Here is a 25,677-nt window from a genome sequence, read left to right as displayed (position 1 = left end):
ACAGTGATTGGTTTTAAGCAGTTTGCAGGTTCTGCTCCAGATCATTTGATGCGCGCATTATTCCCGCTCACGCCTTGATAGGGCCAATCGTTCATTGCTATTCTATCTATCGCCACGGGCTATCGTGGTTTGGAGGATTTCAATGAATATTCGTGATCTCGAATACCTGGTTTCACTTGCGGAGCATCGCCATTTCCGGCGTGCAGCTGACGCATGTCATGTCAGCCAACCTACCTTAAGTGGACAGATTCGTAAGCTGGAAGATGAACTTGGCGTGATGCTGCTGGAGCGAACCAGCCGTAAGGTGTTGTTTACTCAGGCAGGACTGTTGCTGGTGGATCAAGCGCGAACCGTGCTGCGCGAAGTGAAAGTGCTGAAGGAGATGGCGAGCCAGCAAGGCGAAGCGATGTCTGGACCGCTGCACATTGGTTTGATTCCAACCACCGGGCCGTATCTGCTGCCGCACATCATTCCGATGCTGCACAAAACCTTCCCCAAACTCGAAATGTACCTGCATGAAGCGCAGACGCAGCAACTGCTGGCACAGCTCGACAGCGGCAAGCTGGATTGCGCCATCGTGGCGTTGGTGAAAGAGAGTGAAGCCTTTATTGAGGTGCCGCTGTTTGATGAGCCAATGACGCTAGCGGTGTATGCCGATCATCCGTGGCGCGATCGCGATCGCGTGCCGATGTCGGATCTGGCCGGTGAGAAATTACTGATGCTGGAAGATGGGCACTGCCTGCGCGATCAGGCGATGGGCTTCTGCTTCGAAGCCGGTGCCGATGAAGATACGCATTTCCGCGCCACCAGTCTGGAAACGCTGCGCAACATGGTTGCCGCCGGTAGCGGCATTACCTTGTTACCTGCGCTGTCCGTGCCGAATGAACGCGAACGTGATGGCGTCTGCTATTTACCGTGCTACAAGCCGGTGCCGCAGCGCACCATCGCGTTGGTCTATCGTCCAGGATCGCCTCTGCGCAGCCGCTATGAGCAGTTGGCAGAAGCAATCAAAACCCACATGAAGGGTTATCTGGATACCTCGTTAAAACAGGCGGTTTAAGCCGTTTAACGCTGCCACGCGATAGGCTTCGGCCATGGTGGGATAGTTGAAGGTGGTATTCACGAAGTACTCAATCGTGTTGCCGCCGTTCTTCTGTTCCATGATGGCCTGGCCGATGTGAATGATCTCCGCAGCACGCTCGCCAAAGCAGTGAATCCCTAAAATCTCTTTGGTTTCGCGGTGGAACAGAATCTTCAGGCTGCCGACGTGCATGCCAACAATCTGCGCACGCGCCAGATGTTTAAACTGCGCACGACCCACTTCATACGGCACTTTCATCGCCGTCAGCTGCTGTTCGGTTTTACCCACTGAGCTGATCTCCGGAATGGTGTAAATCCCGGTTGGAATATCTTCGATCAGGTGCGCGGTAGCTTCACCTTTGATGATCGCCTGCGCGGCAATGCGGCCCTGATCGTAAGCAGCAGAAGCCAGGCTTGGATAACCAATCACGTCGCCAACCGCGTAAATATGCGGCAGCGCAGTTTGATACATGCTGTTCACCTTCAGCAGGCCACGACCATCCGCTTCCAGTCCGACGTTTTCCAGCGCCAGTGAATCGGTGTTACCGGTTCGACCGTTTGCGTACAGCAGGCAATCGGCTTTCACTTTTTTGCCCGATTTAAGGTGAATTATCACCCCGTCATCAACGCCTTCAATCTTCTCGAACTCTTCGTTGTGACGAATCACCACGCCGCTGTTCCAGAAGTGATAGGAGAGGGAATCTGACATCTCTTGATCGAGGAATGCCAGCAGACGGTCGCGGGTGTTGATCAGGTCAACCTTGACGTTCAGGCCGCGGAAAATCGAGGCATATTCACAGCCAATTACGCCGGCGCCATAAATGATGACGTGGCCAGGTTCATGATGCAGGTTGAGGATGGAGTCGGAATCGTAAACGCGCGGATGGGTGAAATCGACATCCGCGGGATGATACGGGCGAGAACCGCAGGCGATCACGAATTTCGCCGCGGTTAATCGCTCGCGGGTGCCGTCGGGTTGTTCCACTTCGATAGTGTTGGCATCAACAAATCGGGCATCGCCCTGATAAAGTTCACAGCGGTTGCGCTCGTAGAAGCCCTGACGCATAGCGGTTTGCTGACTGATCACGTTCTCGGTGTGGTTGAGAATGTCGGCGAATGAGGAGCGCAGGAGGCGAGTGTGATCGCTGTAAAGTGGGTTTTGATTGAACTCGATGATACGGCTAACAGCGTGACGCAGGGCTTTGGAAGGGATGGTTCCCCAGTGTGTACAACCGCCGCCGATGTTGTGGTAGCGTTCGATCACTGCAATACGCGCTCCCTGCTTCACCAGCCCCATCGCCGCACCTTCGCCGCCCGGACCGGAGCCAATCACAATGGCATCGTAATCGTAAGACTTTTGCATACCAGTACGTCCTATTTTTTTATCACATTTTTACAACGAGATTCTAACATCTCGCCGCGCACATCTGAATTCTAACAGCGTAAATTGCTGAAGTTTGACAAAGCGTGAGGTTCACAGGCGTTCACAAAGTTTGCACCGCTGTACGCTGAAAAGTTTGTTATAGTGCCTGCCAAATCACCTAAAAGGCCGGGAAAATGGGCGTCAGAGCGCTACAAAAAGAACGTACACGACGTTCACTGATTGAAGCTGCCTTCAGTCAGTTAAGTGCAGAAAGGAGTTTTGCCAGCCTGAGTTTGCGCGAAGTTGCACGCGAAGCGGGGATTGCGCCGACCTCATTTTATCGTCACTTCCGCGATGTCGATGAGCTGGGGCTGACCATGGTGGACGAAAGCGGCTTGATGCTGCGCCAGTTAATGCGTCAGGCGCGCCAGCGTATTGCCAAGGGTGGCAGCATTATCAAAACCTCGGTGGCAACTTTTATGGAGTTCATCGGGAACAATCCCAATGCTTTTCGGCTCTTACTACGCGAGCGCTCCGGAACCTCGGCGGCCTTTCGTGCCGCAGTCGCGCGTGAGATTCAGCACTTCATCGCCGAACTGGCCGATTATCTTGAATTAGAAAATCGCATGCCGCGCAGCTTCACCGAAGCGCAGGCCGAAGCCATGGTGACGATTGTGTTTAGCGCGGGTGCCGAAGCGCTGGACGTTGATATTGAGCAGCGCCGTAAGCTTGAGGATCGATTAGTGCTGCAGCTGCGCATGATCGCCAAAGGCGCTTATTACTGGTATCGCCGCGAGCAAGAGCGTCTGGCGGTTACCCTGGAAAAACCCGAAGAGTAATGTGATAAGGATAATGAAATGATTGAGCAAAACCCACGCGATAAAGGAACGCTTTTATTGGCTTTTATCACCGGTTTAGCGATCAACGGCTCCTTTTCGGTGCTGTTCAGCACGTTTGTTCCCTTTTCGATATTCCCGCTGATTGCGCTTGGCCTCGCGGCCTGGTGTTTGCATCAGCGTTATCTCAACCGCAATATGCCAGACGGCATGCCTTCACTGGCGGCGGCGTTCTTCCTGCTGGGTATTTTGGTTTATAGCGCGCTGGTGCGGGCTGAATATCCGGATATCGGCTCCAACTTCATCCCGACCATTCTGATGGTGGCGCTGGTGTTCTGGATTGGTATGCGTTTTCGCCGCGCGAAGAGCAAGCAGTGAAAAAACGGGAACCTTGGGGTTCCCGTTTTTGTTTAGGCCTTGCGCGTCAGCAGCACGCCGCATTCCATATGATGGGTATACGGGAACTGATCGAACAGCGCCAGACGCGTGACATCATGCGTTTCTCCCAGCACCGCGAGGTTGTCGCACAGCGTTTGCGGGTTGCAGGAGATATAAATGATGCGCGGATAGGCCTGCACCATCTTCACAGTTTCCTCATCCAGCCCGCTACGTGGCGGATCAACAAAAATGGTTTCGCATTGGTAGCTCTTCAGGTCGATGCCTTCTAAACGATTGAAGCTACGTACGCCCGTCATCGCCTGGGTAAACTCTTCAGCGGCCATACGAATAATCTGCACGTTATCAATATGGTTGGCGGCAATGTTGTATTGCGCGGACGCGACCGACGGCTTGGCAATTTCCGTGGCCAACACGCTGCGGAAGTTACGCGCCAGCGCCAGCGAGAAGTTGCCGTTACCGCAATAGAGTTCCAGCAGATCGCCTTGCGAATCCTGCGTGACGTCCAGCGCCCACTCCAGCATCTGAATATTCATCGCCGCGTTTGGCTGGGTGAAGCTGTTTTCCACCTGACGATAAATCATCTCTTTCCCCGCGACCGGCAGGCGCTCATCCACGTAATCGCGATCGAGGCAGATTTTGGTTTTGGTGGCGCGGCCGATCAGCTGCACGTCAAAGCCTTCGGCACGCAGGCTGTCGCGCAGGGCGCTGGCGGCGGCGGTCCACTCCTCTTCCAGCTTACGGTGGTAGAGCAGCGAGATAACAATCTGGTGGCTCATCGTCGACAGGTAATCGATCTGGAACAGTTTGAAACGCAGCGCGCGGTTGTCACGGATCGCCGCGATCAGTTTTGGCATCAGCTGGTTGATCAATTCACTGGCCGCCGGGAATTGATCGACGCGGATACGTTGCTTGGTCTGTTGATCAAAGATGATGTGGTAGAGATCGTCTCCGTCGTGCCAGATGCGGAATTCGGCACGCATCCGATAGTGGCTGACCGGCGAACGGAACACCTCCACGTCGGGCGCGGCAAAGGGCATCATCATCGCCTGTAAGCGGCTGACTTTTTCCGCCAGTTGCGCGTCGTATTGTTCAATCGGGAGCTGTTCGGGTGTCATCTTTAATCCTGGTAATAAGCTGGCTTGCCGGGCGATTGTAGGCATTCAACTGCTGATGTCCAGCCCTGCGGAAAACAAGATGGCTGGAAGTCTGGATTTCCGGCCTTCCTGGCCGTAGACTGCGCCTGCCGGCCTCCTTGAGTTAAAAGGGAATCCAGTGTGAATCTGGAGCTGACGCGCAGCGGTAAAGAATGTCGTGGTGATGGCAATTACAAACACTGTCCTGCCGGATGGGAAGTTTTTTCACCATTTATGATTCTCAGCCCGAAGACCTGCCGGTGTGACGTCGCAATACATACGACCATCGCGAGCTATTGGTCGTAGTCGTGCGGCATCCTGCTTCGTCTTTTGGATGCTATAACAATGAAAAAAAAACACGCTTCGCTGTTTGCCTTCAGTGCAACGGCGTTGTCTCTCTGGGCGCAATTTGGCTACGCGCAGCAGAATGATGATACGCAAATCGTTACCGCTAACCGCTTCGCGCAGCCGGTCTCGTCGGTGCTGGCTTCGACTTCTGTTGTCACCCGTGATGAGATCGATCAGTGGCAATCCAAGAACCTACTGGAAGTGTTACGCCGCTTGCCGGGCGTGGATATCGCGCAAAGCGGCGGCATTGGGCAAAGCGCTTCTATGTATGTGCGTGGTTCGGAAGCGCGCCATACGCTGATTCTGGTTGACGGTGTGCCGTTCTCTAAGCCTGGCATTACCGGCGTTGCTGACTTCAACCAAATCCCTGTTTCCATCATCCAGCGCGTTGAGTTCATTCGTGGCCCGCGCTCTGCCGTTTACGGCGCAGATGCGATTGGCGGCGTGGTGAATGTCATTACGCAAAACCCGAATAATCAAAACTCGCTGACGGCTGGCTTTGGTTCGAAGGGCTATCAGGAATACAGCGGCGGCATCAATCAAAATGTCACGGACCAGACGCGCGTAACGGTGGCGGGCTCTTATCAGGCCACCAACGGCTACAACGTTCAGCCGGGCTCAACGTCTCCGACCGATCGCGATCGTGATGGCTGGCGCAATAAGGCGTTCTGGGCTGGCGTTGACCACAAGTTTAACGAGGCGTTTTCTGGCTTCTTCCGGGGTTACGGCTACGCCGCGAACTCAGATTACGATGCGGGTTATGTCGGTGGTCAGGATGAGCAACAGATCTATAATCACTCGTTTGATACCGGTCTGCGCTTTAATAAAGAGGAATACTCCTCGCAGCTGACCGCCAGTTATCAAAAGTACAAAATCTATAACTACGTTGGGTCTGACGGCCGCTATGCAGATTCCAATAGCCTGGATGACTTGGAGCAGCGCAACCTGCAATGGGGTAACACCTTTGCGGTGGGGCATGGCATGGTCAGCGCTGGTCTGGATTGGCAGCAGCAGAAACTGAGTTCGATTGGACAACTCTATTCTGGCGCACCGCGTGATGAAGATGGTTACAAGCAAGACAACACCGGCGCTTACCTGACGGCTCAGCAGCAGTTTGGAAATGTTACGCTTGAAGGTTCGGCGCGTGGCGATGACAACCAGGACTTTGGCCGTCATGGCACCTGGCAAACGGCTGCGGGTTGGGAGTTTGTGCCGGGTTACAAGGCATCACTCTCTTACGGCACGGGTTTCCAGGCGCCGACGTTAGGCCAGCTATATGGTCTGAAGCGCTTTGGTATTAGCTCTAATCCCGATCTGAATCCTGAGAAATCAAAACAGTGGGAAGCCGCGCTGGAAGGTTTAACCGGTCCGGTTAATTGGCGTGTTGCGGCGTATCACAATAAAGTCAGTAATCTCATTACCTATGCTTCTGATCCTGTGACTTTTGAGGGCGGCTATTACAATGAAAAAGCCGTTACGCTGAAAGGTATTGAAGCCACCGCTGATTTTGATACCCGCTTCCTTCATCACCAGATCACCTTGGGTTATCTGGATGCGCGTCGTGATTCAGATGGTGAAACGCTGGCGCGTCGTGCGCGTGAGCAGGCCAAATATCAGCTGGGTATGACGGTGTATGACTTTGATATTGATGTCATCTACCAGTACTTCGGTAAGCGCTACGATAACAACACCAGCGAATATGCCAGCGAGCAGCGTCGTTTATCGAGTTACAGCACGGTAGATCTCGCGGTCTCGTATCCGGTCACATCACAGCTCACCGTTCGTGGTAGAATTGCCAACTTGTTCGATAAAGATTATGAGACAGCGTATGGCTATCCAACTCCAGGAACGGAGTACTACCTCAGCGCCAGCTACAGCTTCTGATCTGCGTCCCACCGTGCTGGTGTTTGACTCCGGCGTGGGTGGGCTCTCCGTTTATGATGAGGTCCGGCATTTACTGCCGGATCTTCACTATCTCTACGCCTTTGATAATGAAGGGTTCCCGTACGGCGAAAAATCCGAAGACTTTATTGTCGAGCGCGTGGTGGCGGTGGTGACGGCTATCACTCAGCGTTTCCCGCTTGCGTTGGTGATCATTGCTTGTAACTCGGCCAGCACCATCTCTTTGCCGGCTCTGCGTGAACGTTTCGAATTCCCGGTTGTGGGTGTGGTGCCTGCGATAAAACCTGCTGCGCGTCTGACGCGTAACGGCGTAGTGGGATTGCTGGCCACGCGCGGCACGGTGAAACGTCCTTATACCCATGAGTTAGTGGCGCAATTTGCCCGTGACTGCAAAATCGAAATGCTCGGCTCTGCTGAGCTGGTGGAGCTGGCGGAAGCCAAGCTGCATGGCGAAGATGTTGAGCTCGCTGATGTACGCCGTCACTCCGAAGAACTCCCTATAATGCGCCTCCACTGACACGGAACAACGGCTTACAAACGCCGTGACAGGAGGCTTCAGTCTTCAAGGAACGCCGGCAGAAAAAGCAAAAATAATCGCTTGACTCTGAAAGAGGAAAGCGTAATATACGCCACCTCGCAACGGTGAGCGAAAGCCGCGTTGCACTGCTCTTTAACAATTTATCAGACAATCTGTGTGGGCACTCAAAGTGACATGGATTCTTAACGTCCTCGGACGAAAAATAATACAAGTCTCTGAGTGAACATACGTAATTAATTCATTACGAAGTTTAATTCACGAGCAACTCAAAATCAAACTTAAATTGAAGAGTTTGATCATGGCTCAGATTGAACGCTGGCGGCAGGCCTAACACATGCAAGTCGAACGGTAGCACAGAGAGCTTGCTCTCGGGTGACGAGTGGCGGACGGGTGAGTAATGTCTGGGAAACTGCCTGATGGAGGGGGATAACTACTGGAAACGGTAGCTAATACCGCATAACGTCGCAAGACCAAAGAGGGGGACCTTCGGGCCTCTTGCCATCAGATGTGCCCAGATGGGATTAGCTAGTAGGTGGGGTAACGGCTCACCTAGGCGACGATCCCTAGCTGGTCTGAGAGGATGACCAGCCACACTGGAACTGAGACACGGTCCAGACTCCTACGGGAGGCAGCAGTGGGGAATATTGCACAATGGGCGCAAGCCTGATGCAGCCATGCCGCGTGTATGAAGAAGGCCTTCGGGTTGTAAAGTACTTTCAGCGGGGAGGAAGGTGTTGTGGTTAAATAACCACAGCAATTGACGTTACCCGCAGAAGAAGCACCGGCTAACTCCGTGCCAGCAGCCGCGGTAATACGGAGGGTGCAAGCGTTAATCGGAATTACTGGGCGTAAAGCGCACGCAGGCGGTCTGTCAAGTCGGATGTGAAATCCCCGGGCTCAACCTGGGAACTGCATTCGAAACTGGCAGGCTAGAGTCTTGTAGAGGGGGGTAGAATTCCAGGTGTAGCGGTGAAATGCGTAGAGATCTGGAGGAATACCGGTGGCGAAGGCGGCCCCCTGGACAAAGACTGACGCTCAGGTGCGAAAGCGTGGGGAGCAAACAGGATTAGATACCCTGGTAGTCCACGCCGTAAACGATGTCGACTTGGAGGTTGTTCCCTTGAGGAGTGGCTTCCGGAGCTAACGCGTTAAGTCGACCGCCTGGGGAGTACGGCCGCAAGGTTAAAACTCAAATGAATTGACGGGGGCCCGCACAAGCGGTGGAGCATGTGGTTTAATTCGATGCAACGCGAAGAACCTTACCTACTCTTGACATCCAGAGAACTTAGCAGAGATGCTTTGGTGCCTTCGGGAACTCTGAGACAGGTGCTGCATGGCTGTCGTCAGCTCGTGTTGTGAAATGTTGGGTTAAGTCCCGCAACGAGCGCAACCCTTATCCTTTGTTGCCAGCGGTTAGGCCGGGAACTCAAAGGAGACTGCCAGTGATAAACTGGAGGAAGGTGGGGATGACGTCAAGTCATCATGGCCCTTACGAGTAGGGCTACACACGTGCTACAATGGCGCATACAAAGAGAAGCGACCTCGCGAGAGCAAGCGGACCTCATAGTGCGTCGTAGTCCGGATTGGAGTCTGCAACTCGACTCCATGAAGTCGGAATCGCTAGTAATCGTAGATCAGAATGCTACGGTGAATACGTTCCCGGGCCTTGTACACACCGCCCGTCACACCATGGGAGTGGGTTGCAAAAGAAGTAGGTAGCTTAACCTTCGGGAGGGCGCTTACCACTTTGTGATTCATGACTGGGGTGAAGTCGTAACAAGGTAACCGTAGGGGAACCTGCGGTTGGATCACCTCCTTACCTTAAAGAACCTGCCTTTGCAGTGCTCACACAGATTGTCTGATGAAAAGTAACGAGCAGAAAAAAAATCTGCTAGGCTTGTAGCTCAGGTGGTTAGAGCGCACCCCTGATAAGGGTGAGGTCGGTGGTTCAAGTCCACTCAGGCCTACCAAATTTCTTCTCATGCTGCGTTAAAGCGCCGCTCGTATAGTGAACTATACGTCGCGCCACTTTGCCTTGCCTGAAACTGTATGGGGCTATAGCTCAGCTGGGAGAGCGCCTGCCTTGCACGCAGGAGGTCTGCGGTTCGATCCCGCATAGCTCCACCATCCTTTTACTCACCAAAGAAAACTTCAGAGTGTAAACCGAAACGGTGTGTGCGCTGCGAAGTTTTGCTCTTTTAAAAATCTGGATCAAGCTGAAAATTGAAACGACGCACGTGTGTCTGTTCTCCGTAATAAGAGCAGATGAAGGTGTGAAGTGTGGGTCTCAGATTTCGCAATCAGAAGTGAAAAACAGCTTCGGGTGTGAGGTTAAGCGACCAAGCGTACACGGTGGATGCCTAGGCAGTCAGAGGCGATGAAGGACGTGCTAATCTGCGATAAGCGCCGGTAAGGTGATATGAACCGTTATAACCGGCGATTTCCGAATGGGGAAACCCAGTGTGACTCGTCACACTATCGTTAAGTGAATACATAGCTTAACGAAGCGAAACCCAGGGAACTGAAACATCTAAGTACCCTGAGGAAAAGAAATCAACCGAGATTCCCCCAGTAGCGGCGAGCGAACGGGGAGCAGCCCAGAGTCTGAATCAGCATGTGTGTCAGTGGAAGCGTCTGGAAAGTCGCAGGGTACAGGGTGATACTCCCGTACACGAAGATACACCTGCTGTGAACTCGAAGAGTAGGGCGGGACACGTGGTATCCTGTCTGAATATGGGGGGACCATCCTCCAAGGCTAAATACTCCTGACTGACCGATAGTGAACCAGTACCGTGAGGGAAAGGCGAAAAGAACCCCGGCGAGGGGAGTGAAAAAGAACCTGAAACCGTGTACGTACAAGCAGTGGGAGCCCCCTTAATGGTGTGACTGCGTACCTTTTGTATAATGGGTCAGCGACTTATATTCTGTAGCAAGGTTAACCGTATAGGGGAGCCGAAGGGAAACCGAGTCTTAACTGGGCGTTAAGTTGCAGGGTATAGACCCGAAACCCGGTGATCTAGCCATGGGCAGGTTGAAGGTTGGGTAACACTAACTGGAGGACCGAACCGACTAATGTTGAAAAATTAGCGGATGACCTGTGGCTGGGGGTGAAAGGCCAATCAAACCGGGAGATAGCTGGTTCTCCCCGAAAGCTATTTAGGTAGCGCCTCGTGAATTCATCTCCGGGGGTAGAGCACTGTTTCGGCTAGGGGGCCATCCCGGCTTACCAACCCGATGCAAACTGCGAATACCGGAGAATGTTATCACGGGAGACACACGGCGGGTGCTAACGTCCGTCGTGAAGAGGGAAACAACCCAGACCGCCAGCTAAGGTCCCAAAGTCATGGTTAAGTGGGAAACGATGTGGGAAGGCACAGACAGCCAGGATGTTGGCTTAGAAGCAGCCATCATTTAAAGAAAGCGTAATAGCTCACTGGTCGAGTCGGCCTGCGCGGAAGATGTAACGGGGCTAAACCATGCACCGAAGCTGCGGCAGCGACACTATGTGTTGTTGGGGGTAGGGAGCGTTCTGTAAGCCGCGTTCTGTAAGCCGTCGAAGGTGACCTGTGAGGGTTGCTGGAGGTATCAGAAGTGCGAATGCTGACATAAGTAACGATAAAGCGGGTGAAAAGCCCGCTCGCCGGAAGACCAAGGGTTCCTGTCCAACGTTAATCGGGGCAGGGTGAGTCGACCCCTAAGGCGAGGCCGAAAGGCGTAGTCGATGGGAAACAGGTTAATATTCCTGTACTCGGTGTTACTGCGAAGGGGGGACGGAGAAGGCTATGTTGGCCGGGCGACGGTTGTCCCGGTTTAAGCATGTAGGCGGAGGTTCCAGGTAAATCCGGTACCTTATTAACGCTGAGGTGTGATGACGAGGCACTACGGTGCTGAAGTAACAAATGCCCTGCTTCCAGGAAAAGCCTCTAAGCATCAGGTAACATCAAATCGTACCCCAAACCGACACAGGTGGTCAGGTAGAGAATACCAAGGCGCTTGAGAGAACTCGGGTGAAGGAACTAGGCAAAATGGTGCCGTAACTTCGGGAGAAGGCACGCTGATATGTAGGTGAAGCCCCTGCGGGTGGAGCTGAAATCAGTCGAAGATACCAGCTGGCTGCAACTGTTTATTAAAAACACAGCACTGTGCAAACACGAAAGTGGACGTATACGGTGTGACGCCTGCCCGGTGCCGGAAGGTTAATTGATGGGGTTAGCGGCAACGCGAAGCTCTTGATCGAAGCCCCGGTAAACGGCGGCCGTAACTATAACGGTCCTAAGGTAGCGAAATTCCTTGTCGGGTAAGTTCCGACCTGCACGAATGGCGTAATGATGGCCAGGCTGTCTCCACCCGAGACTCAGTGAAATTGAAATCGCTGTGAAGATGCAGTGTACCCGCGGCAAGACGGAAAGACCCCGTGAACCTTTACTATAGCTTGACACTGAACACTGGTCCTTGATGTGTAGGATAGGTGGGAGGCTTTGAAGCGTGGACGCCAGTCTGCGTGGAGCCATCCTTGAAATACCACCCTTTAATGGCTGGGTTTCTAACGTGGGCCCGTAATCCGGGTTGCGGACAGTGTCTGGTGGGTAGTTTGACTGGGGCGGTCTCCTCCTAAAGAGTAACGGAGGAGCACGAAGGTTAGCTAATCCTGGTCGGACATCAGGAGGTTAGTGCAATGGCATAAGCTAGCTTGACTGCGAGAGTGACGGCTCGAGCAGGTGCGAAAGCAGGTCATAGTGATCCGGTGGTTCTGTATGGGAAGGGCCATCGCTCAACGGATAAAAGGTACTCCGGGGATAACAGGCTGATACCGCCCAAGAGTTCATATCGACGGCGGTGTTTGGCACCTCGATGTCGGCTCATCACATCCTGGGGCTGAAGTAGGTCCCAAGGGTACGGCTGTTCGCCGTTTAAAGTGGTACGCGAGCTGGGTTTAGAACGTCGTGAGACAGTTCGGTCCCTATCTGCCGTGGGCGCTGGAGAATTGAGGGGGGCTGCTCCTAGTACGAGAGGACCGGAGTGGACGCATCACTGGTGGTGTCGGGTTGTCATGCCAATGGCACTGCCCGGTAGCTAAATGCGGAAAAGATAAGTGCTGAAAGCATCTAAGCACGAAACTTGCCCCGAGATGAGTTCTCCCTGACTCCTTGAGAGTCCTGAAGGAACGTTGAAGACGACGACGTTGATAGGTCGGGTGTGTAAGCGCAGCGATGCGTTGAGCTAACCGATACTAATGAACCGTGAGGCTTAACCTTACAACGCCGAAGCTGTTTTCGGCGACTGAGACAATTTTCAGCTGATACAGATTAACCGGGTGGCCCGTGTGGCGGCCCGGAAACAGAATTTGCCTGGCGGCTGTAGCGCGGTGGTCCCACCTGACCCCATGCCGAACTCAGAAGTGAAACGCCGTAGCGCCGATGGTAGTGTGGGGTCTCCCCATGCGAGAGTAGGGAACTGCCAGGAATCAGAACGATTGTCTGATATCAGTACAGAATCGGTGGAGCGGTAGTTCAGTTGGTTAGAATACCTGCCTGTCACGCAGGGGGTCGCGGGTTCGAGCCCCGTCCGTTCCGCCACCCTAATTAGGGGCGTAGTTCAATTGGTAGAGCACCGGTCTCCAAAACCGGGTGTTGGGGGTTCGAGTCCCTCCGCCCCTGCCAGAAAATAATCCTTTGCTTCGGCAAAGGATTTTTTTTGTCCAAAATTCGGCAGTGAAATGAGTTTGAGTTTCACTGTGATCCACTCAAACTCCCTCATTTATTATCTTATTGTGTCAAAACCGGATATTTAAGCAGCTGACGAATGTGACTTTGCTGATCGCTATTCTGCAGCCACACCGCATATAACGGTCGCACGGCGACGGGTGTATCTGGAATAACCATCAAATCACTATAAATGCCGTGCCAAAAATCAGGTAAAAAGGCACAAGCACCGGTGGTATGCAGTAATTCGCGTGTTAAATGTGCGGATGTGGTGGTTAATACGGGAACATCATCACTAGACAGATAACTTTCATGCTGATGAAAATCTGCGCCCCATTCCAGCTTGATATAGTCATATTTTTCACGCTTCTCGGTTTTACGCGCCCGGAATAATGCGAGCGAAATATGCCCTATTTGCTGGCTGGTTAACTCATCCATTTTTGGCGCTTCAGTTGTGATCAACAGGTCCAACTGACGTTCATGCAATTGCTTAACCAGTAAATGTCGCTGGGCGATACGTGCCTCGAGATGAAGGCTTTCTCGATTCTCATAAAGTGTTTGCAACCAGGGAGTTAAGTACGCTTCCCAAAGGGATGCGCTACCTCCTATTGAAAGCTCATGATGCTGTTGTGTATGCGAAACTTCCTTTTTGGCCATCAGCCAGGTGCTCATCAGGCTTTCGGCATAGGGTAATAAACGCTCGCCTGCTGAAGTCAGCCGGATGTTATTACGGTGACGAGTAAAAAGGTTTACGCCCAGCTGATTTTCCAGCTGACGAATGCGAAAACTAACGGCAGATTGCGTGAGGTAAAGCGCTTCAGCAGCACGCCCGAAATGGCGTGTTCTGCTCACTTCGAGGAAAGTTTTCAGTAATTCCGTATCCACTGCATTCTCCCAAAAATTGTTTGTCGTACTGATTTAAATGTTTTGTTTTACACTCTGTCAAGCCTATCTAATACTCCGCGCCATAAATAGCACGGCCATATGAGAGTCAGGAGCGTGTAAAATGGCGGATAGCTTCGCAACAACGAATCGTTTCTTTGATAACAAACATTACCCACGTGGTTTTTCGCGTCATGGTGATTTCACCATTAAAGAAGCTCAGCTTCTGGAGCGCCACGGTTACGCCTTTAATGAACTGGATCTCGCTAAGCGTGAACCCATTACAGAAGAAGAGCGTTCATTTTTAGAAGTATGTCGTGGTCTTCGTGAGCCACAAACGGAAGCTGAACGTGTATGGTCGAAATATACCGCACGTATCAAGCGACCTAAGCGTTTCCATACGCTATCTGGCGGCAAGCCGCAGATGGATACGGTGGAAGATTTTAGCGATAGCGATGATTAAGAATAGCGGGGCTTATGTAAGCCCCGTTTTTTATTCCAGAGTCTTGTGCAGATAGATCATTAAGCGGTCGATGCTGCGATATCCCACCGCTTCCTGCAAATGACTACGAGTAATCTGCTCTTCACCTGCTAAATCAGCTATTGTCCTGGCCACCTTTAAAATCCGCTGCCAGGCGCGTACTGAAAGCCCCAACGAATTCAACACTTCTTCCAGCCATTCAGCATCCTGTTGCTTCAATGGACACCAGCGTAAAATCTCTGGGTTAGAGAGATGAGCATTCACTTTTCCGCTGCGTGCTGTTTGAATCTTTCGTGCGGCGAGGACGCGAGTTAAAACTTCAGCGCTGCTTTCGCTGACTTGTTGTTTCTTACTTAGCGATCCACTGGGCAGAAGTGGGACCTCTAACGATAAATCAAAGCGATCGAGAAAAGGTCCTGATAACCGATTGAGATAGCGCAACACTTGCTGAGGTGATGAGCGATTATGGTTGCCCTGATAATGCCCGGTCGGGCTGGGATTCATCGCGCCGATCAATTGAAAGCGCGCGGGATACGTCACTTTAGCGCGCGTGCGTGAAATGGCGATTTCCCCGGATTCAATCGGTTCGCGCAAAGCATCAAGTGTTCTGCGCTCGAACTCTGGCAGCTCATCGAGGAATAACACGCCATTGTGTGCCAGGGAGATTTCTCCCGGCCGCGGCAAGGATCCGCCCCCAACCAGCGCATAGAGTGATGAACTGTGATGAGGCGCTCTGAATGGCCGTTTGCGCCACTGATGATGGAGATTGCCACTGCTTACCAGACTGGCGATAGCGGCGCACTCCAGCGCTTCCTGGTCGTCTAACGGTGGCATGATACCGGGCAGACGCGTCGCCAACATGGTCTTGCCGGTGCCAGGCGGCCCAATCAGTAACAGGTTATGCCCGCCAGCTGCGGTGATCTCCAGTGCACGTCGGCCCTGATCCTGGCCAATGATATCGCTGAGGTCCTGCTTTTCCTGTTCAAGCGTTTCGGGCTGATAATGCGCGACAGTGAGAGTGGTTTTGTTATGGAGAAACGCACAGATTTCTACCAGATGTTTACCAACCAGCGTCTCGCCTTGTTGAATCAACCCTACATCCTGTTGATTCTGTTCAGCTAACACCATTTGTCTGCCTGCTTGCAGTGCCGCCATCGCAGCTGGAATAGCGGCCTGAACGCCACAGAGCGCGCCGTTAAGTGCTAACTCCCCCAGGAATTCAAATTGCCCCAGTTTTGCGTCTGGCAGCTGCTCAGAGGCCGCCAGAATGGCGATAGCGATGGGGAGGTCATAGCGTCCGCCCTCTTTTGGCAGATCGGCAGGCGCCAGATTGATGGTGACGCGTTTCGCCGGGAAGGTGAACCCGCTATTGATAATCGCGCTTCGCACCCGTTCCCGCGCTTCTTTTACCGTGGTTTCAGGCAGTCCAACCAGCGTCAGGGCCGGCAAGCCGTTGCTGATGTGCACTTCCACCGTCACCAGCGGAGCCTGAACACCCAGCGCAGCTCGTGTTAATACCTTCGATAAAGACATAACCGCTCCTTGTTGTCCTTATCATCAAAGCAGCCAGACAGATGAACAATGGCTTACTGCTCAACTTCAGAGCCAGATTCCTTACATTCCCTGATAATTGCCGCTCTTTCACTGAAAATCAGAGCTTGATCGTAAACTCCAAATGAAGATTACGACGCGGGCGTTATGAATTTTTATCACAAATGTAAATAACCTTTTATTTACAATGTGATAACGGCGGGCCGCCAGCGGCATCATAAAATTTTCCAATGAAAATTATTGTCAACGACACGCTAACTATGGTAACTCTGTAGGTATTACTTCGAACAATCGAAAAGACAAACAACACATGAAAGCCCTTCTACAAGTGATTAGCCTAGTCGTGATTAGCGTGGTGGTGATTATTATCCCACCGTGCGGGGCATCGCTTGGAGAAAGAAAGGCTTAAAAATCAAGTCTGGAATTCCAAAAACCCCCGCACCGAAAGGTCCGGGGGTTTTTTTTTGACCAGGCTAAATATCAGCAAATTAGCGAGGAACAGATTATGAGCAGTAGCATAAAATTCTGTTGTTCCCCTAGGAATACAGGAGAATAACCATGACAGGTGCACAGTGGGTAGTTCAGGCTTTACGCGCGCAGGGTGTCGATACAGTGTTTGGCTATCCTGGCGGCGCAATCATGCCAGTGTACGATGCGCTCTACGATGGCGGCGTGGAACACTTACTGTGTCGTCATGAGCAAGGTGCGGTGATGGCTGCTATTGGTTATGCCCGCGCAACCGGCAAGACTGGCGTATGTATCGCCACTTCGGGGCCCGGCGCCACCAACCTGATCACCGGTTTGGCGGATGCGATGATGGATTCGATCCCGGTTGTGGCGATCACCGGCCAGGTATCATCGGCCTTCATCGGCACCGACGCCTTCCAGGAAATAGACGTTCTTGGTTTATCGTTAGCCTGCACCAAACACAGTTTCCTCGTTGAATCGCTTGATGATTTACCCTCGGTGATGGCAGAAGCTTTTGCCATCGCGCAATCGGGTCGTCCCGGCCCGGTACTGGTCGATATCCCGAAAGACATTCAGATCGCCAATGGCGAACTGACGCCTCATCTGCTGCCAGTTGAGGAAGAAATCAGCCACTCCGCGCAGCACATTGCAGAGGCGCGTGCATTGATGGCGCAATCGCATAAGCCGATGCTGTATATCGGTGGCGGCGTGGGTATGGCGCAGGCGGTTCCAGCCTTACGTGCCATGGCGCAGGAAACCGGTATCCCGATGGTTTCTACGCTGAAAGGCCTCGGTAGCGCGGATGCCAGCAGCGATCTCTATCTCGGAATGCTGGGCATGCACGGCACCAAAGCCGCTAACCTCGCGGTACAATCCTGTGATTTGCTGATTGCGGTTGGCGCGCGTTTTGACGACCGCGTTACTGGCAAGCTGGACACCTTCGCACCGCACGCCAGCGTCATCCATATCGATATCGATCCTGCCGAGCTGAACAAACTGCGCCGTGCTCACGTTTCACTGCAGGGCGATATGAATCAGGTGCTGCCGGCACTGAGCATGCCAATGCACATTGATGGCTGGCGCAAAGAAGTCAGCGCGATGAAAAGCGAGTTCGACTGGCGCTACGATCATCCCGGCGAAGCGATTTATGCGCCGTTGTTGCTGAAGCAGTTGTCTGACCGCAAAGCGGACAGCGCCGTGGTCACCACCGATGTAGGTCAACACCAGATGTGGGCCGCTCAGCACATGAGTTTCACCGCGCCAGAAAACTTCATCACCTCGAGCGGTCTCGGCACTATGGGCTTTGGCCTGCCGGCGGCGATTGGGGCGCAGGTAGCGCGTCCGGAGGACACAGTGATCTGCGTGTCTGGCGATGGTTCTATCATGATGAACATTCAGGAGCTGGGCACCATCAAGCGCGGCAAGCTGCCGGTGAAGATTCTGCTGCTGGATAACCAGCGTCTCGGCATGGTGCGCCAGTGGCAGCAACTGTTCTTTGATGGTCGCTACAGCGAAACCATTCTGACCGACAACCCCGATTTCCTCACGCTGGCCAGCGCGTTTGATATCCCAGGCCAGCGCATTAGCCGTAAAGATCAGGTCGACGCCGCCCTCGATGCTCTGCTGAACAGTGAAGGTCCTTACTTCCTGCATGTTTCGATAGATGAGCATGAAAACGTCTGGCCATTGGTACCGCCGGGTGCCAGCAACGCAAACATGATGGAGAAAACCGCATGAATCAGCATCAATTGTCTATCGAAGCCCGTTTTCGTCCTGAAATATTGGAGCGCATTTTGCGTGTCGTGCGTCACCGTGGTTTCCAGGTGTGTGCAATGAATATGGCCACCGCGGTCAATGCGGAGAACATTAATATCGAAATGACCGTTGCCAGCCAACGCTCAGTCGATTTACTGTCTTCGCAGTTAAGCAAACTTATGGATGTCGCTTGCGTCGAGATCCAACAACAGACAACACAACAAATCCGCGCATAGTCGCCAAAGGAAAAAGCAATGAGTACGAAGAAAGCAGACTTTATTTGGTTCAATGGTGAGATGGTTAAGTGGGAAGACGCCAAGGTCAGCGTTATGTCTCACGCCCTGCACTACGGTACTTCTGTGTTTGAAGGCGTGCGTTGCTACGACTCACACAAAGGTCCAGTGGTGTTCCGCCACCGTGAGCATATGAAGCGTCTGCATGAATCCGCCAAAATTTACCGTTTCCCGATTAAAGCCAGCGTTGATGAGTTGATGGAAGCGTGCCGCGAAGTGATCCGCGTGAACAAACTGAAAAGCGCTTATATCCGTCCGCTGGCCTTCGTGGGTGACGTGGGTCTGGGTGTAAACCCGCCAGATGGCTACACCACCGATGTAATCATCGCAGCCTTCCCTTGGGGTGCTTACCTGGGCGCTGAAGCGCTGGAAAACGGTATCGACGCCATGGTTTCTTCGTGGAACCGCGTTGCACCAAACACCTTGCCAACCGCCGCGAAAGCGGGTGGTAACTATCTCTCCTCTCTGCTGGTAGGCAGCGAAGCGCGCCGCCACGGCTATCAGGAAGGTATCGCGCTCGACACCAACGGCTATATTTCAGAAGGTGCTGGCGAAAACTTGTTCGAAGTGAAAGATGGCATTCTGTTCACGCCGCCGTTCACCTCTTCAGCGCTGCCGGGCATCACCCGTGACGCCATCATCAAGCTGGCGCAAGACATGGGTATTGAAGTGCGTGAGCAGGTTCTGTCGCGCGAATCCCTGTATCTGGCCGACGAAGTCTTCATGTCAGGTACTGCAGCGGAGATCACTCCGGTGCGCAGCGTCGACGGCATTCAGGTCGGCGAAGGTAAACGTGGCCCGGTCACCGGTCGTATCCAGAAGGCATTCTTTGGCCTGTTCACTGGCGAGACGGAAGACAAGTGGGGCTGGTTGGATCCGGTTAACGCATAACGAGATTTTTTGCGGGCGTCAGATGGCGCCCGCAACCTTATTATTACTGGAGTAAATAGAGCATGCCAAAGTACCGTTCCGCCACCACCACCCATGGACGTAACATGGCCGGTGCCCGTGCCTTGTGGCGCGCGACAGGAATGACCGACGACGATTTCGGTAAGCCGATTATCGCCGTGGTCAACTCATTCACCCAATTCGTACCGGGCCACGTGCACCTGCGCGATCTTGGCAAACTGGTTGCTGAGGAAATCGAAGCAGCTGGCGGCGTGGCCAAAGAGTTCAACACCATTGCGGTGGATGACGGTATCGCCATGGGTCATGGCGGCATGCTGTATTCACTGCCTTCACGTGAGCTGATTGCCGATTCAGTGGAGTACATGGTCAACGCGCACTGCGCCGATGCCATGGTATGTATCTCCAACTGCGACAAAATCACCCCTGGCATGCTGATGGCGTCACTGCGCCTCAACATTCCGGTGATCTTTGTGTCTGGCGGCCCGATGGAAGCCGGTAAAACCAAACTGTCTGATCAAATCATCAAGCTGGATCTGGTTGATGCAATGATTCAGGGCGCCAACCCGAACGTCAGCGATGCCGACAGCGATCAGATCGAACGTTCTGCTTGTCCAACCTGCGGTTCCTGTTCCGGTATGTTCACCGCCAACTCGATGAACTGTCTGACCGAAGCGCTGGGTTTGTCGCAGCCGGGTAACGGTTCACTGCTGGCCACACACGCCGATCGTAAAGAGCTGTTCATTAATGCCGGTAAGCGCATCGTTAGCCTGACCAAACGCTACTACGAGCAGGATGACGTCAACATGCTGCCGCGTAACATCGCCACCAAAGCGGCGTTCGAGAATGCGATGACGCTGGATATCGCTATGGGCGGTTCCACCAACACCGTTCTGCACCTGCTGGCAGCGGCGCTGGAAGGTGAAATCGACTTCAACATCTCCGATATCGATCGCTTGTCTCGTAAAGTGCCGCAGCTGTGTAAAGTGGCGCCAAGTACGCCGAAATATCACATGGAAGATGTGCACCGTGCGGGTGGCGTTATCGCCATTCTCGGTGAGTTAGATCGCGCCGGTTTAATCGACACCAGCGCGCGCAACATCTTGCAGCAGAGCATGCGTGAAACCCTGGATCAGTACGACATCATGCTGACCAAAGATCAGGCGGTGAAGGATATGTTCCGTGCCGGTCCTGCTGGTATTCGTACCACCAAGGCGTTCTCGCAGAACTGCCGTTGGGACACGCTGGATGATGACCGTACCGATGGTTGTATTCGTACGCGCGAACACGCGTACTCGCAGGATGGCGGCTTAGCTGTGCTTTACGGCAACATTGCCGAAGATGGCTGCATCGTTAAAACCGCGGGCGTAGACAAAGAGATCCTCACCTTCAAAGGCCCGGCGAAAGTGTACGAAAGCCAGGATGATGCAGTTGAAGCGATCCTTGGCGGCAAAGTGGTAGCCGGCGACGTCGTGGTGATCCGCTACGAAGGACCGAAAGGCGGACCGGGCATGCAGGAAATGCTCTATCCGACCACTTATCTGAAATCCATGGGCCTCGGCAAAAGCTGCGCACTGATCACCGACGGTCGCTTCTCTGGCGGCACGTCAGGCTTATCGATTGGTCACGCCTCTCCGGAAGCGGCGAGCGGCGGCACCATCGCGCTGGTGAAAGATGGCGACATGATTGAGATCGATATCCCCAACCGTGGTATCAAGCTGGCGGTACCGGATAACGAACTGCACGCCCGTCGTGAAGAAGAGCAAGCGCGCGGCGATGCGGCTTATACCCCGCACGGCCGCGTACGTGAAGTCTCCTTTGCCCTGCGTGCCTATGCATCACTGGCGACCAGCGCAGACAAAGGCGCGGTACGCGATAAGTCCAAGCTGGGAGGCTAACCGATGGCTGAGTCTCAACCGCTCTCCGCGACGCCAAACGGCGCGGAGTATTTGCGCGCAGTGCTGCGTTCACCGGTGTATGAAATTGCCCAAGTGACGCCACTGCAAAAAATGGAAAAAATTTCATCGCGTCTTGGCAACACCATTCTGGTGAAGCGTGAAGATCGTCAGCCGGTGCATAGCTTCAAGCTGCGCGGGGCTTACGCGATGATTGCCGGGCTGAACGAAGAGCAAAAAGCGCGCGGCGTGGTCACGGCTTCGGCCGGTAACCATGCGCAGGGCGTGGCGCTTTCGGCCAGCACGTTGGGCATCAAATCACTGATTGTGATGCCGCTGGCCACGGCAGACATCAAGGTTGATGCAGTACGCGCATTTGGCGGTGAGGCTTATCTGTTTGGTGCCAACTTCGACGAGGCGAAAGCCAAAGCGATTGAGCTGGCAGAGCAGCAGGGTTACACCTTCGTTCCTCCGTTTGACCATCCGGCAGTGATCGCCGGGCAGGGCACGCTGGCGATGGAGTTGCTGCAGCAGGACGCGCATCTTGATCGCGTCTTCGTGCCGGTCGGCGGCGGTGGTCTGGCGGCGGGTGTCGCGGTGTTGATTAAGCAGCTGATGCCGCAGATCAAAGTGATTGCCGTGGAATCGGAAGATTCAGCCTGCCTGAAGGCCGCGCTGGATGCGGGTGAACCGGTAGATTTGGCGCGTGTCGGCTTGTTTGCGGAAGGCGTGGCGGTCAAACGCATCGGCAGCGAAACCTTCCGTCTGTGTCAGGAGTATCTCGATGACATCATCACGGTGGATAGCGATGCAATTTGCGCAGCGGTGAAAGATCTGTTCGAAGATGTGCGTGCCGTGGCGGAACCTTCTGGCGCGCTGGCGCTGGCGGGCATGAAGAAGTACATCCAGCTGCACGATATCAAAGGCGAGCGCCTGGCGCACGTGTTGTCGGGTGCCAACGTCAACTTCCACGGCTTGCGCTATGTCTCCGAGCGTTGTGAACTGGGCGAACAGCGTGAAGCGCTGCTGGCGGTCACCATTCCAGAACAGCAGGGCAGTTTCCTCAAGTTCTGTCAGACCATCGGCGGGCGCTCCATCACCGAGTTCAACTATCGTTACGCGGATGCGGATAACGCCTGCATTTTCGTCGGCGTGCGCTTAACGCGCGGGCTGGAGGAGCGCGGTGAGATCATCAGCCAACTGAGCGAAGCCGGTTATCACGTGGTGGATCTGTCGGATGACGAAATGGCCAAGCTGCACGTGCGCTACATGGTGGGCGGACGTCCATCGAAGCCGCTGCGCGAACGCCTGTTTAGCTTTGAATTCCCGGAAGCACCGGGTGCGCTGCTGAAGTTCCTGCAGACGTTGGGTGCGCACTGGAATATCTCGCTGTTCCATTATCGCAGCCACGGCACCGATTATGGCCGCGTGCTGGCGGCATTTGAAGCCAACGATCAGGAACCGGATTTCGAAACCCATCTCACCGCGTTGGGTTACGAATGGCATGACGAAGCGAGCAACCCGGCGTTCCGTTTCTTCCTCGCCGGGCAGTGATTACAGCTGGTGCCAGAACGCATTGATAAGCGGCTCTCCGAGCCGCTTTTTTTGTACGCAAACGCCGAGTTCCAGCGGTGCGACAGACTCCACATTCTCCAGCGTCAATACGCGATTGCGCACCGGTTCCGGGCTGTTCTCCAGCACCACATCCGGCAGCAGCGCAATACCACATCCCAGCGCCACCATCGACACAATCGCTTCATGACCGGAAACCGTGGCATAAATCTGCGGATTGGGAATGCGCTGGCGGCGGAACCATAAATCGATGCCGCGGCGTGCAGGTCCTTGTTCCGGCAGGATAAACGGAATTTGCGCCCAATCGGGTTGCTCCTGCGTCGCCTGATTGCGCACCGGGCAAGGCAGCGCCGGGGCGATCAGCACCAGCGGAATCAGGCCCAGTGGCGTAAAATCTATGCTGGCCGGCAGCGATTCTGGGCGACCGGCAATGGCGAGATCGGCGTCGCCGGACTGCACCATCTCAATCGCATCGGCGGCATCACCGGTAGTAAGTTTGATCTCTACCTGCGGATGTTCAGCACGAAAGCGGTCAAGAATCGGCGGCAGATGGCTGTAAGCGGCGGTCACCGAGCAGAACAGGCGCAGTTCACCGCTCAGTGACGGGCCGTTAAGATCCATCACATGGCGTAACTGCTGATACTGCAGCAACGTCTGCTGCGCAAACTGGCGCAGGCGCTCACCGGCTTCGGTTAGCGTGACGGTGCGGTTATCACGCAGGAACAGCGCGTGACCGACATCCTCTTCCAGGCGCTGAATCTGGCGCGAAAGAGTTGAAGGGCTGACGTGCATGGCACGCGCGGTGCGGCCAAAGTGGCAGCTTTCAGCCAGATGAAGGAAGAGTTTCAGGTCTCGTAAATCCATGCGCGTATCGCCTCAAGGTTATGTTGCAAATTATGCAATGTGACCTTGCTAATATATCAATTTAAGCAACGGATTTCCTGTCATATGATGGGGTCATTCGCGGCGTAAGAGATAACGTCGTTACTGAACAAAAACAAACACAACATCTAACCGGAGTACCCATGGCTAATTACTTCAACACATTGAATCTGCGCAACCAGTTAGCGCAGCTGGGCAAATGTCGTTTCATGTCACGCGACGAATTCGCTGATGGCGCTAGCTTCCTGAAAGGCAAGAAAGTGGTCATCGTTGGCTGTGGCGCTCAGGGTCTGAACCAGGGTCTGAACATGCGTGATTCTGGTCTGGACGTGGCGTATGCCCTGCGTGCTGAAGCGATTGCTGAGAAGCGTGCCTCTTTCCGCAAAGCGACCGACAACGGCTTCAAAGTCGGTACTTACGAAGAGCTGATCCCACAGGCCGATCTGGTGGTTAACCTGACGCCAGACAAGCAGCACTCGGCGGTCGTTCAGGCTGTTCAGCCGCTAATGAAAGATGGCGCTGCGCTGGGTTACTCACACGGTTTCAACATTGTTGAAGTAGGCGAAACCATCCGTAAAGACATCACCGTCGTGATGGTGGCGCCGAAGTGCCCGGGTACGGAAGTACGTGAAGAGTACAAGCGTGGTTTCGGTGTACCTACGCTAATTGCTGTTCACCCGGAAAACGATCCGAAAGGCGAAGGCATGGCGATTGCTAAAGCCTGGGCAGCAGCGACCGGCGGCGACCGTGCAGGCGTGCTGGAATCTTCCTTCGTTGCGGAAGTGAAATCTGACCTGATGGGCGAGCAGACCATCCTGTGCGGTATGCTGCAGGCCGGTTCTCTGCTGTGCTTCGACAAGCTGGTGGCTGAAGGTCACGACGCGGCTTACACCGAAAAACTGATTCAGTTCGGCTGGGAAACCATCACCGAATCACTGAAGTTTGGCGGCATCACGCTGATGATGGATCGCTTGTCTAATCCGGCAAAAATCCGCGCTTATGCGTTGTCTGAGCAGCTGAAAACCATCATGGCTCCGCTGTTCCAGAAGCACATGGATGACATCATCTCTGGCGAATTCTCTTCAGGCATGATGGCTGACTGGGCTAACGACGACAAAAACCTGCTGACCTGGCGTGAAGAGACCGGCGCAACGGCATTCGAAAACGCACCGCAGTTTGATGGCAAAATCGAAGAGCAGGAATATTACGACAAAGGCGTCGTGATGGTTGCGATGGTCAAAGCAGGCGTTGAGTTGGCATTCGAAACCATGGTTGATGCGGGTATCATCGAAGAGTCGGCTTACTACGAATCACTGCACGAGCTGCCGCTGATTGCTAACACCATCGCACGTAAGCGTCTGTATGAAATGAACGTGGTTATCTCGGATACCGCAGAATACGGTAACTACCTGTTCTCCTTTGCGGCAGTTCCACTGCTGAAAGAGTTCATGACCACGCTGCAGCCGGGCGATCTGGGCAAAGCAGTTGAAGGTACGCAGGTGGATAACGCGCAGCTGCGTGACGTCAACGAAGCCGTTCGTCAGCACCCAATCGAATCTGTAGGCCGCAAACTGCGTGGCTACATGACCGATATGAAACGTATCGCTGTCGCTGGCTAAGCCACGCGCGACACAGTTTTCAGCACAATAAAAAACCCCGGCTTGCCGGGGTTTTTTTTAATTAGTGCTCGC

The 25,677-nt window shown here is 53.8% G+C and carries 17 protein-coding genes, 4 tRNA genes, 3 rRNA genes, 1 pseudogene and 1 riboswitch; of the genes and pseudogenes, 20 read left to right on the top strand and 5 right to left on the bottom strand.

The genetic code is table 11. The features are described 5' to 3' along the window. Window positions 1-142 precede the first annotated feature (142 nt). Entirely contained in the window at window positions 143-1,060 is a 918-nt protein-coding gene (gene oxyR, locus P6287_RS18695; RefSeq protein ID WP_008109652.1) for a DNA-binding transcriptional regulator OxyR, read from the top strand. Here oxyR and sthA read toward each other — a convergent pair. Then, window positions 1,043-2,443, bottom strand: coding sequence for a Si-specific NAD(P)(+) transhydrogenase (sthA, locus tag P6287_RS18690; protein WP_101760632.1), 1,401 nt, complete (start codon window positions 2,441-2,443; stop codon window positions 1,043-1,045). The two genes, oxyR and sthA, sit on opposite strands and share 18 nt — an antisense overlap. A 194-nt stretch (window positions 2,444-2,637) precedes the next feature. On the opposite strand from sthA, the gene fabR reads away from it, so the two are divergent. After that, window positions 2,638-3,282 carry an HTH-type transcriptional repressor FabR gene (fabR, locus tag P6287_RS18685; RefSeq protein ID WP_008109648.1) on the top strand — a complete coding sequence of 215 codons (645 nt, stop codon included), beginning with the start codon at window positions 2,638-2,640 and terminating at the stop codon, window positions 3,280-3,282. Window positions 3,283-3,300: 18 nt separating this feature from the next. After that, a complete protein-coding gene (locus P6287_RS18680) occupies window positions 3,301-3,657 on the top strand; it encodes a YijD family membrane protein (RefSeq protein ID WP_061720276.1) in 357 nt (118 codons plus the stop codon). Window positions 3,658-3,689: 32 nt separating this feature from the next. Here the strand turns inward: P6287_RS18680 and trmA are convergent, their stop codons facing one another. Beyond that, complete coding sequence (gene trmA / locus P6287_RS18675) at window positions 3,690-4,793, bottom strand: tRNA (uridine(54)-C5)-methyltransferase TrmA (protein ID WP_277974230.1); 1,104 nt, start codon at window positions 4,791-4,793, stop codon at window positions 3,690-3,692. A gap of 112 nt (window positions 4,794-4,905) precedes the next feature. Beyond that, a riboswitch (cobalamin riboswitch) is annotated at window positions 4,906-5,088 on the top strand. A 68-nt stretch (window positions 5,089-5,156) separates the two neighbouring features. On the opposite strand from trmA, the gene btuB reads away from it, so the two are divergent. From btuB to P6287_RS18630, 9 genes and pseudogenes are all read left to right on the top strand, one after another. After that, window positions 5,157-7,043 (top strand): TonB-dependent vitamin B12 receptor BtuB, encoded by a 1,887-nt coding sequence (btuB, locus tag P6287_RS18670; protein ID WP_277974229.1) that lies wholly within the window; start codon window positions 5,157-5,159, stop codon window positions 7,041-7,043. Then, window positions 6,988-7,542 (top strand): annotated as a pseudogene (murI, locus tag P6287_RS18665) (glutamate racemase); the annotation flags it as partial. The gene btuB and the pseudogene murI, both read left to right, overlap by 56 nt. Before the next feature lie 337 nt (window positions 7,543-7,879). Continuing rightward, window positions 7,880-9,418 (top strand): 16S ribosomal RNA (locus tag P6287_RS18660). A 74-nt stretch (window positions 9,419-9,492) separates the two neighbouring features. Continuing rightward, window positions 9,493-9,569, top strand: a tRNA-Ile gene (locus P6287_RS18655). Window positions 9,570-9,650: 81 nt separating this feature from the next. Further along, window positions 9,651-9,726, top strand: a tRNA-Ala gene (locus P6287_RS18650). A gap of 202 nt (window positions 9,727-9,928) precedes the next feature. Beyond that, window positions 9,929-12,854: ribosomal RNA gene (locus P6287_RS18645) — 23S ribosomal RNA — on the top strand. Between the two features lie 92 nt (window positions 12,855-12,946). Further along, window positions 12,947-13,062 (top strand): 5S ribosomal RNA (gene rrf / locus P6287_RS18640). Together the 16S, 23S and 5S rRNA genes with 4 tRNA genes alongside form the textbook arrangement of a ribosomal RNA operon. 36 nt (window positions 13,063-13,098) lie before the next feature. Beyond that, window positions 13,099-13,175 (top strand) — tRNA-Asp (locus P6287_RS18635). Window positions 13,176-13,183: 8 nt separating this feature from the next. Then, a tRNA-Trp gene (locus P6287_RS18630) sits at window positions 13,184-13,259 on the top strand. A gap of 105 nt (window positions 13,260-13,364) precedes the next feature. On the opposite strand, the gene hdfR is transcribed toward P6287_RS18630, so the two are convergent. Beyond that, the gene (hdfR, locus tag P6287_RS18625; RefSeq protein WP_008106614.1) at window positions 13,365-14,186 is read right to left on the bottom strand and encodes an HTH-type transcriptional regulator HdfR; all 822 of its coding nucleotides are present in this window, start codon (window positions 14,184-14,186) and stop codon (window positions 13,365-13,367) included. A gap of 121 nt (window positions 14,187-14,307) precedes the next feature. On the opposite strand from hdfR, the gene P6287_RS18620 reads away from it, so the two are divergent. Further along, on the top strand, window positions 14,308-14,646 hold the full coding sequence (locus tag P6287_RS18620; RefSeq protein WP_008106616.1) for a DUF413 domain-containing protein: 339 nt from the start codon (window positions 14,308-14,310) through the stop codon (window positions 14,644-14,646). Between the two features lie 30 nt (window positions 14,647-14,676). Here P6287_RS18620 and P6287_RS18615 read toward each other — a convergent pair whose 3' ends face one another. Beyond that, complete coding sequence (locus tag P6287_RS18615) at window positions 14,677-16,197, bottom strand: YifB family Mg chelatase-like AAA ATPase (protein ID WP_110867717.1); 1,521 nt, start codon at window positions 16,195-16,197, stop codon at window positions 14,677-14,679. 328 nt (window positions 16,198-16,525) lie between these two features. On the opposite strand from P6287_RS18615, the gene ilvL reads away from it, so the two are divergent. From ilvL to ilvA, 6 genes are all read left to right on the top strand, one after another. Further along, window positions 16,526-16,624, top strand: coding sequence for an ilv operon leader peptide (ilvL, locus tag P6287_RS18610; RefSeq protein WP_071531048.1), 99 nt, complete (start codon window positions 16,526-16,528; stop codon window positions 16,622-16,624). Between the two features lie 149 nt (window positions 16,625-16,773). Continuing rightward, complete coding sequence (gene ilvG / locus P6287_RS18605; RefSeq protein ID WP_008106622.1) at window positions 16,774-18,420, top strand: acetolactate synthase 2 catalytic subunit; 1,647 nt, start codon at window positions 16,774-16,776, stop codon at window positions 18,418-18,420. Further along, the gene (gene ilvM / locus P6287_RS18600; protein ID WP_101762784.1) at window positions 18,417-18,674 is read left to right on the top strand and encodes an acetolactate synthase 2 small subunit; all 258 of its coding nucleotides are present in this window, start codon (window positions 18,417-18,419) and stop codon (window positions 18,672-18,674) included. The genes ilvG and ilvM overlap by 4 nt, the downstream gene beginning before the upstream one ends. Before the next feature lie 18 nt (window positions 18,675-18,692). Beyond that, window positions 18,693-19,622: a branched-chain amino acid transaminase gene (locus P6287_RS18595; RefSeq protein WP_007888821.1), complete on the top strand. Its 930-nt coding sequence runs from the start codon at window positions 18,693-18,695 to the stop codon at window positions 19,620-19,622. A 62-nt stretch (window positions 19,623-19,684) separates the two neighbouring features. Continuing rightward, on the top strand, window positions 19,685-21,535 hold the full coding sequence (gene ilvD / locus P6287_RS18590; RefSeq protein WP_008106626.1) for a dihydroxy-acid dehydratase: 1,851 nt from the start codon (window positions 19,685-19,687) through the stop codon (window positions 21,533-21,535). Window positions 21,536-21,538: 3 nt separating this feature from the next. Then, window positions 21,539-23,086 (top strand): threonine ammonia-lyase, biosynthetic, encoded by a 1,548-nt coding sequence (ilvA, locus tag P6287_RS18585; protein WP_217549805.1) that lies wholly within the window; start codon window positions 21,539-21,541, stop codon window positions 23,084-23,086. On the opposite strand, the gene ilvY is transcribed toward ilvA, so the two are convergent. Further along, on the bottom strand, window positions 23,087-23,968 hold the full coding sequence (gene ilvY / locus P6287_RS18580; protein ID WP_008106630.1) for an HTH-type transcriptional activator IlvY: 882 nt from the start codon (window positions 23,966-23,968) through the stop codon (window positions 23,087-23,089). Window positions 23,969-24,129: 161 nt separating this feature from the next. Here ilvY and ilvC point away from each other — a divergent pair, with 161 nt between their 5' ends. Next, window positions 24,130-25,605 carry a ketol-acid reductoisomerase gene (gene ilvC / locus P6287_RS18575; protein ID WP_008106632.1) on the top strand — a complete coding sequence of 492 codons (1,476 nt, stop codon included), beginning with the start codon at window positions 24,130-24,132 and terminating at the stop codon, window positions 25,603-25,605. Window positions 25,606-25,677 lie beyond the last annotated feature (72 nt).

Source organism: Pantoea sp. X85, from assembly GCF_029623675.1.
GTDB classification, from domain to species: Bacteria; Pseudomonadota; Gammaproteobacteria; order Enterobacterales; family Enterobacteriaceae; genus Pantoea; species Pantoea leporis.
This window is presented reverse-complemented; position numbering and strand designations above follow the sequence as displayed.

What these genes read in the sequence shown, in the direction of transcription:
- oxyR (WP_008109652.1), top strand. Translation starts at nt 143, where the DNA reads ATGAATATTCGTGATCTCGAATACCTGGTTTCACTTGCGGAGCATCGC.
- sthA (WP_101760632.1), bottom strand. Translation starts at nt 2,443, where the DNA reads ATGCAAAAGTCTTACGATTACGATGCCATTGTGATTGGCTCCGGTCCG.
- fabR (WP_008109648.1), top strand. Translation starts at nt 2,638, where the DNA reads ATGGGCGTCAGAGCGCTACAAAAAGAACGTACACGACGTTCACTGATT.
- P6287_RS18680 (WP_061720276.1), top strand. Translation starts at nt 3,301, where the DNA reads ATGATTGAGCAAAACCCACGCGATAAAGGAACGCTTTTATTGGCTTTT.
- trmA (WP_277974230.1), bottom strand. Translation starts at nt 4,793, where the DNA reads ATGACACCCGAACAGCTCCCGATTGAACAATACGACGCGCAACTGGCG.
- btuB (WP_277974229.1), top strand. Translation starts at nt 5,157, where the DNA reads ATGAAAAAAAAACACGCTTCGCTGTTTGCCTTCAGTGCAACGGCGTTG.
- P6287_RS18620 (WP_008106616.1), top strand. Translation starts at nt 14,308, where the DNA reads ATGGCGGATAGCTTCGCAACAACGAATCGTTTCTTTGATAACAAACAT.
- P6287_RS18615 (WP_110867717.1), bottom strand. Translation starts at nt 16,197, where the DNA reads ATGTCTTTATCGAAGGTATTAACACGAGCTGCGCTGGGTGTTCAGGCT.
- ilvL (WP_071531048.1), top strand. Translation starts at nt 16,526, where the DNA reads ATGAAAGCCCTTCTACAAGTGATTAGCCTAGTCGTGATTAGCGTGGTG.
- ilvG (WP_008106622.1), top strand. Translation starts at nt 16,774, where the DNA reads ATGACAGGTGCACAGTGGGTAGTTCAGGCTTTACGCGCGCAGGGTGTC.
- ilvM (WP_101762784.1), top strand. Translation starts at nt 18,417, where the DNA reads ATGAATCAGCATCAATTGTCTATCGAAGCCCGTTTTCGTCCTGAAATA.
- P6287_RS18595 (WP_007888821.1), top strand. Translation starts at nt 18,693, where the DNA reads ATGAGTACGAAGAAAGCAGACTTTATTTGGTTCAATGGTGAGATGGTT.
- ilvD (WP_008106626.1), top strand. Translation starts at nt 19,685, where the DNA reads ATGCCAAAGTACCGTTCCGCCACCACCACCCATGGACGTAACATGGCC.
- ilvA (WP_217549805.1), top strand. Translation starts at nt 21,539, where the DNA reads ATGGCTGAGTCTCAACCGCTCTCCGCGACGCCAAACGGCGCGGAGTAT.
- ilvY (WP_008106630.1), bottom strand. Translation starts at nt 23,968, where the DNA reads ATGGATTTACGAGACCTGAAACTCTTCCTTCATCTGGCTGAAAGCTGC.
- ilvC (WP_008106632.1), top strand. Translation starts at nt 24,130, where the DNA reads ATGGCTAATTACTTCAACACATTGAATCTGCGCAACCAGTTAGCGCAG.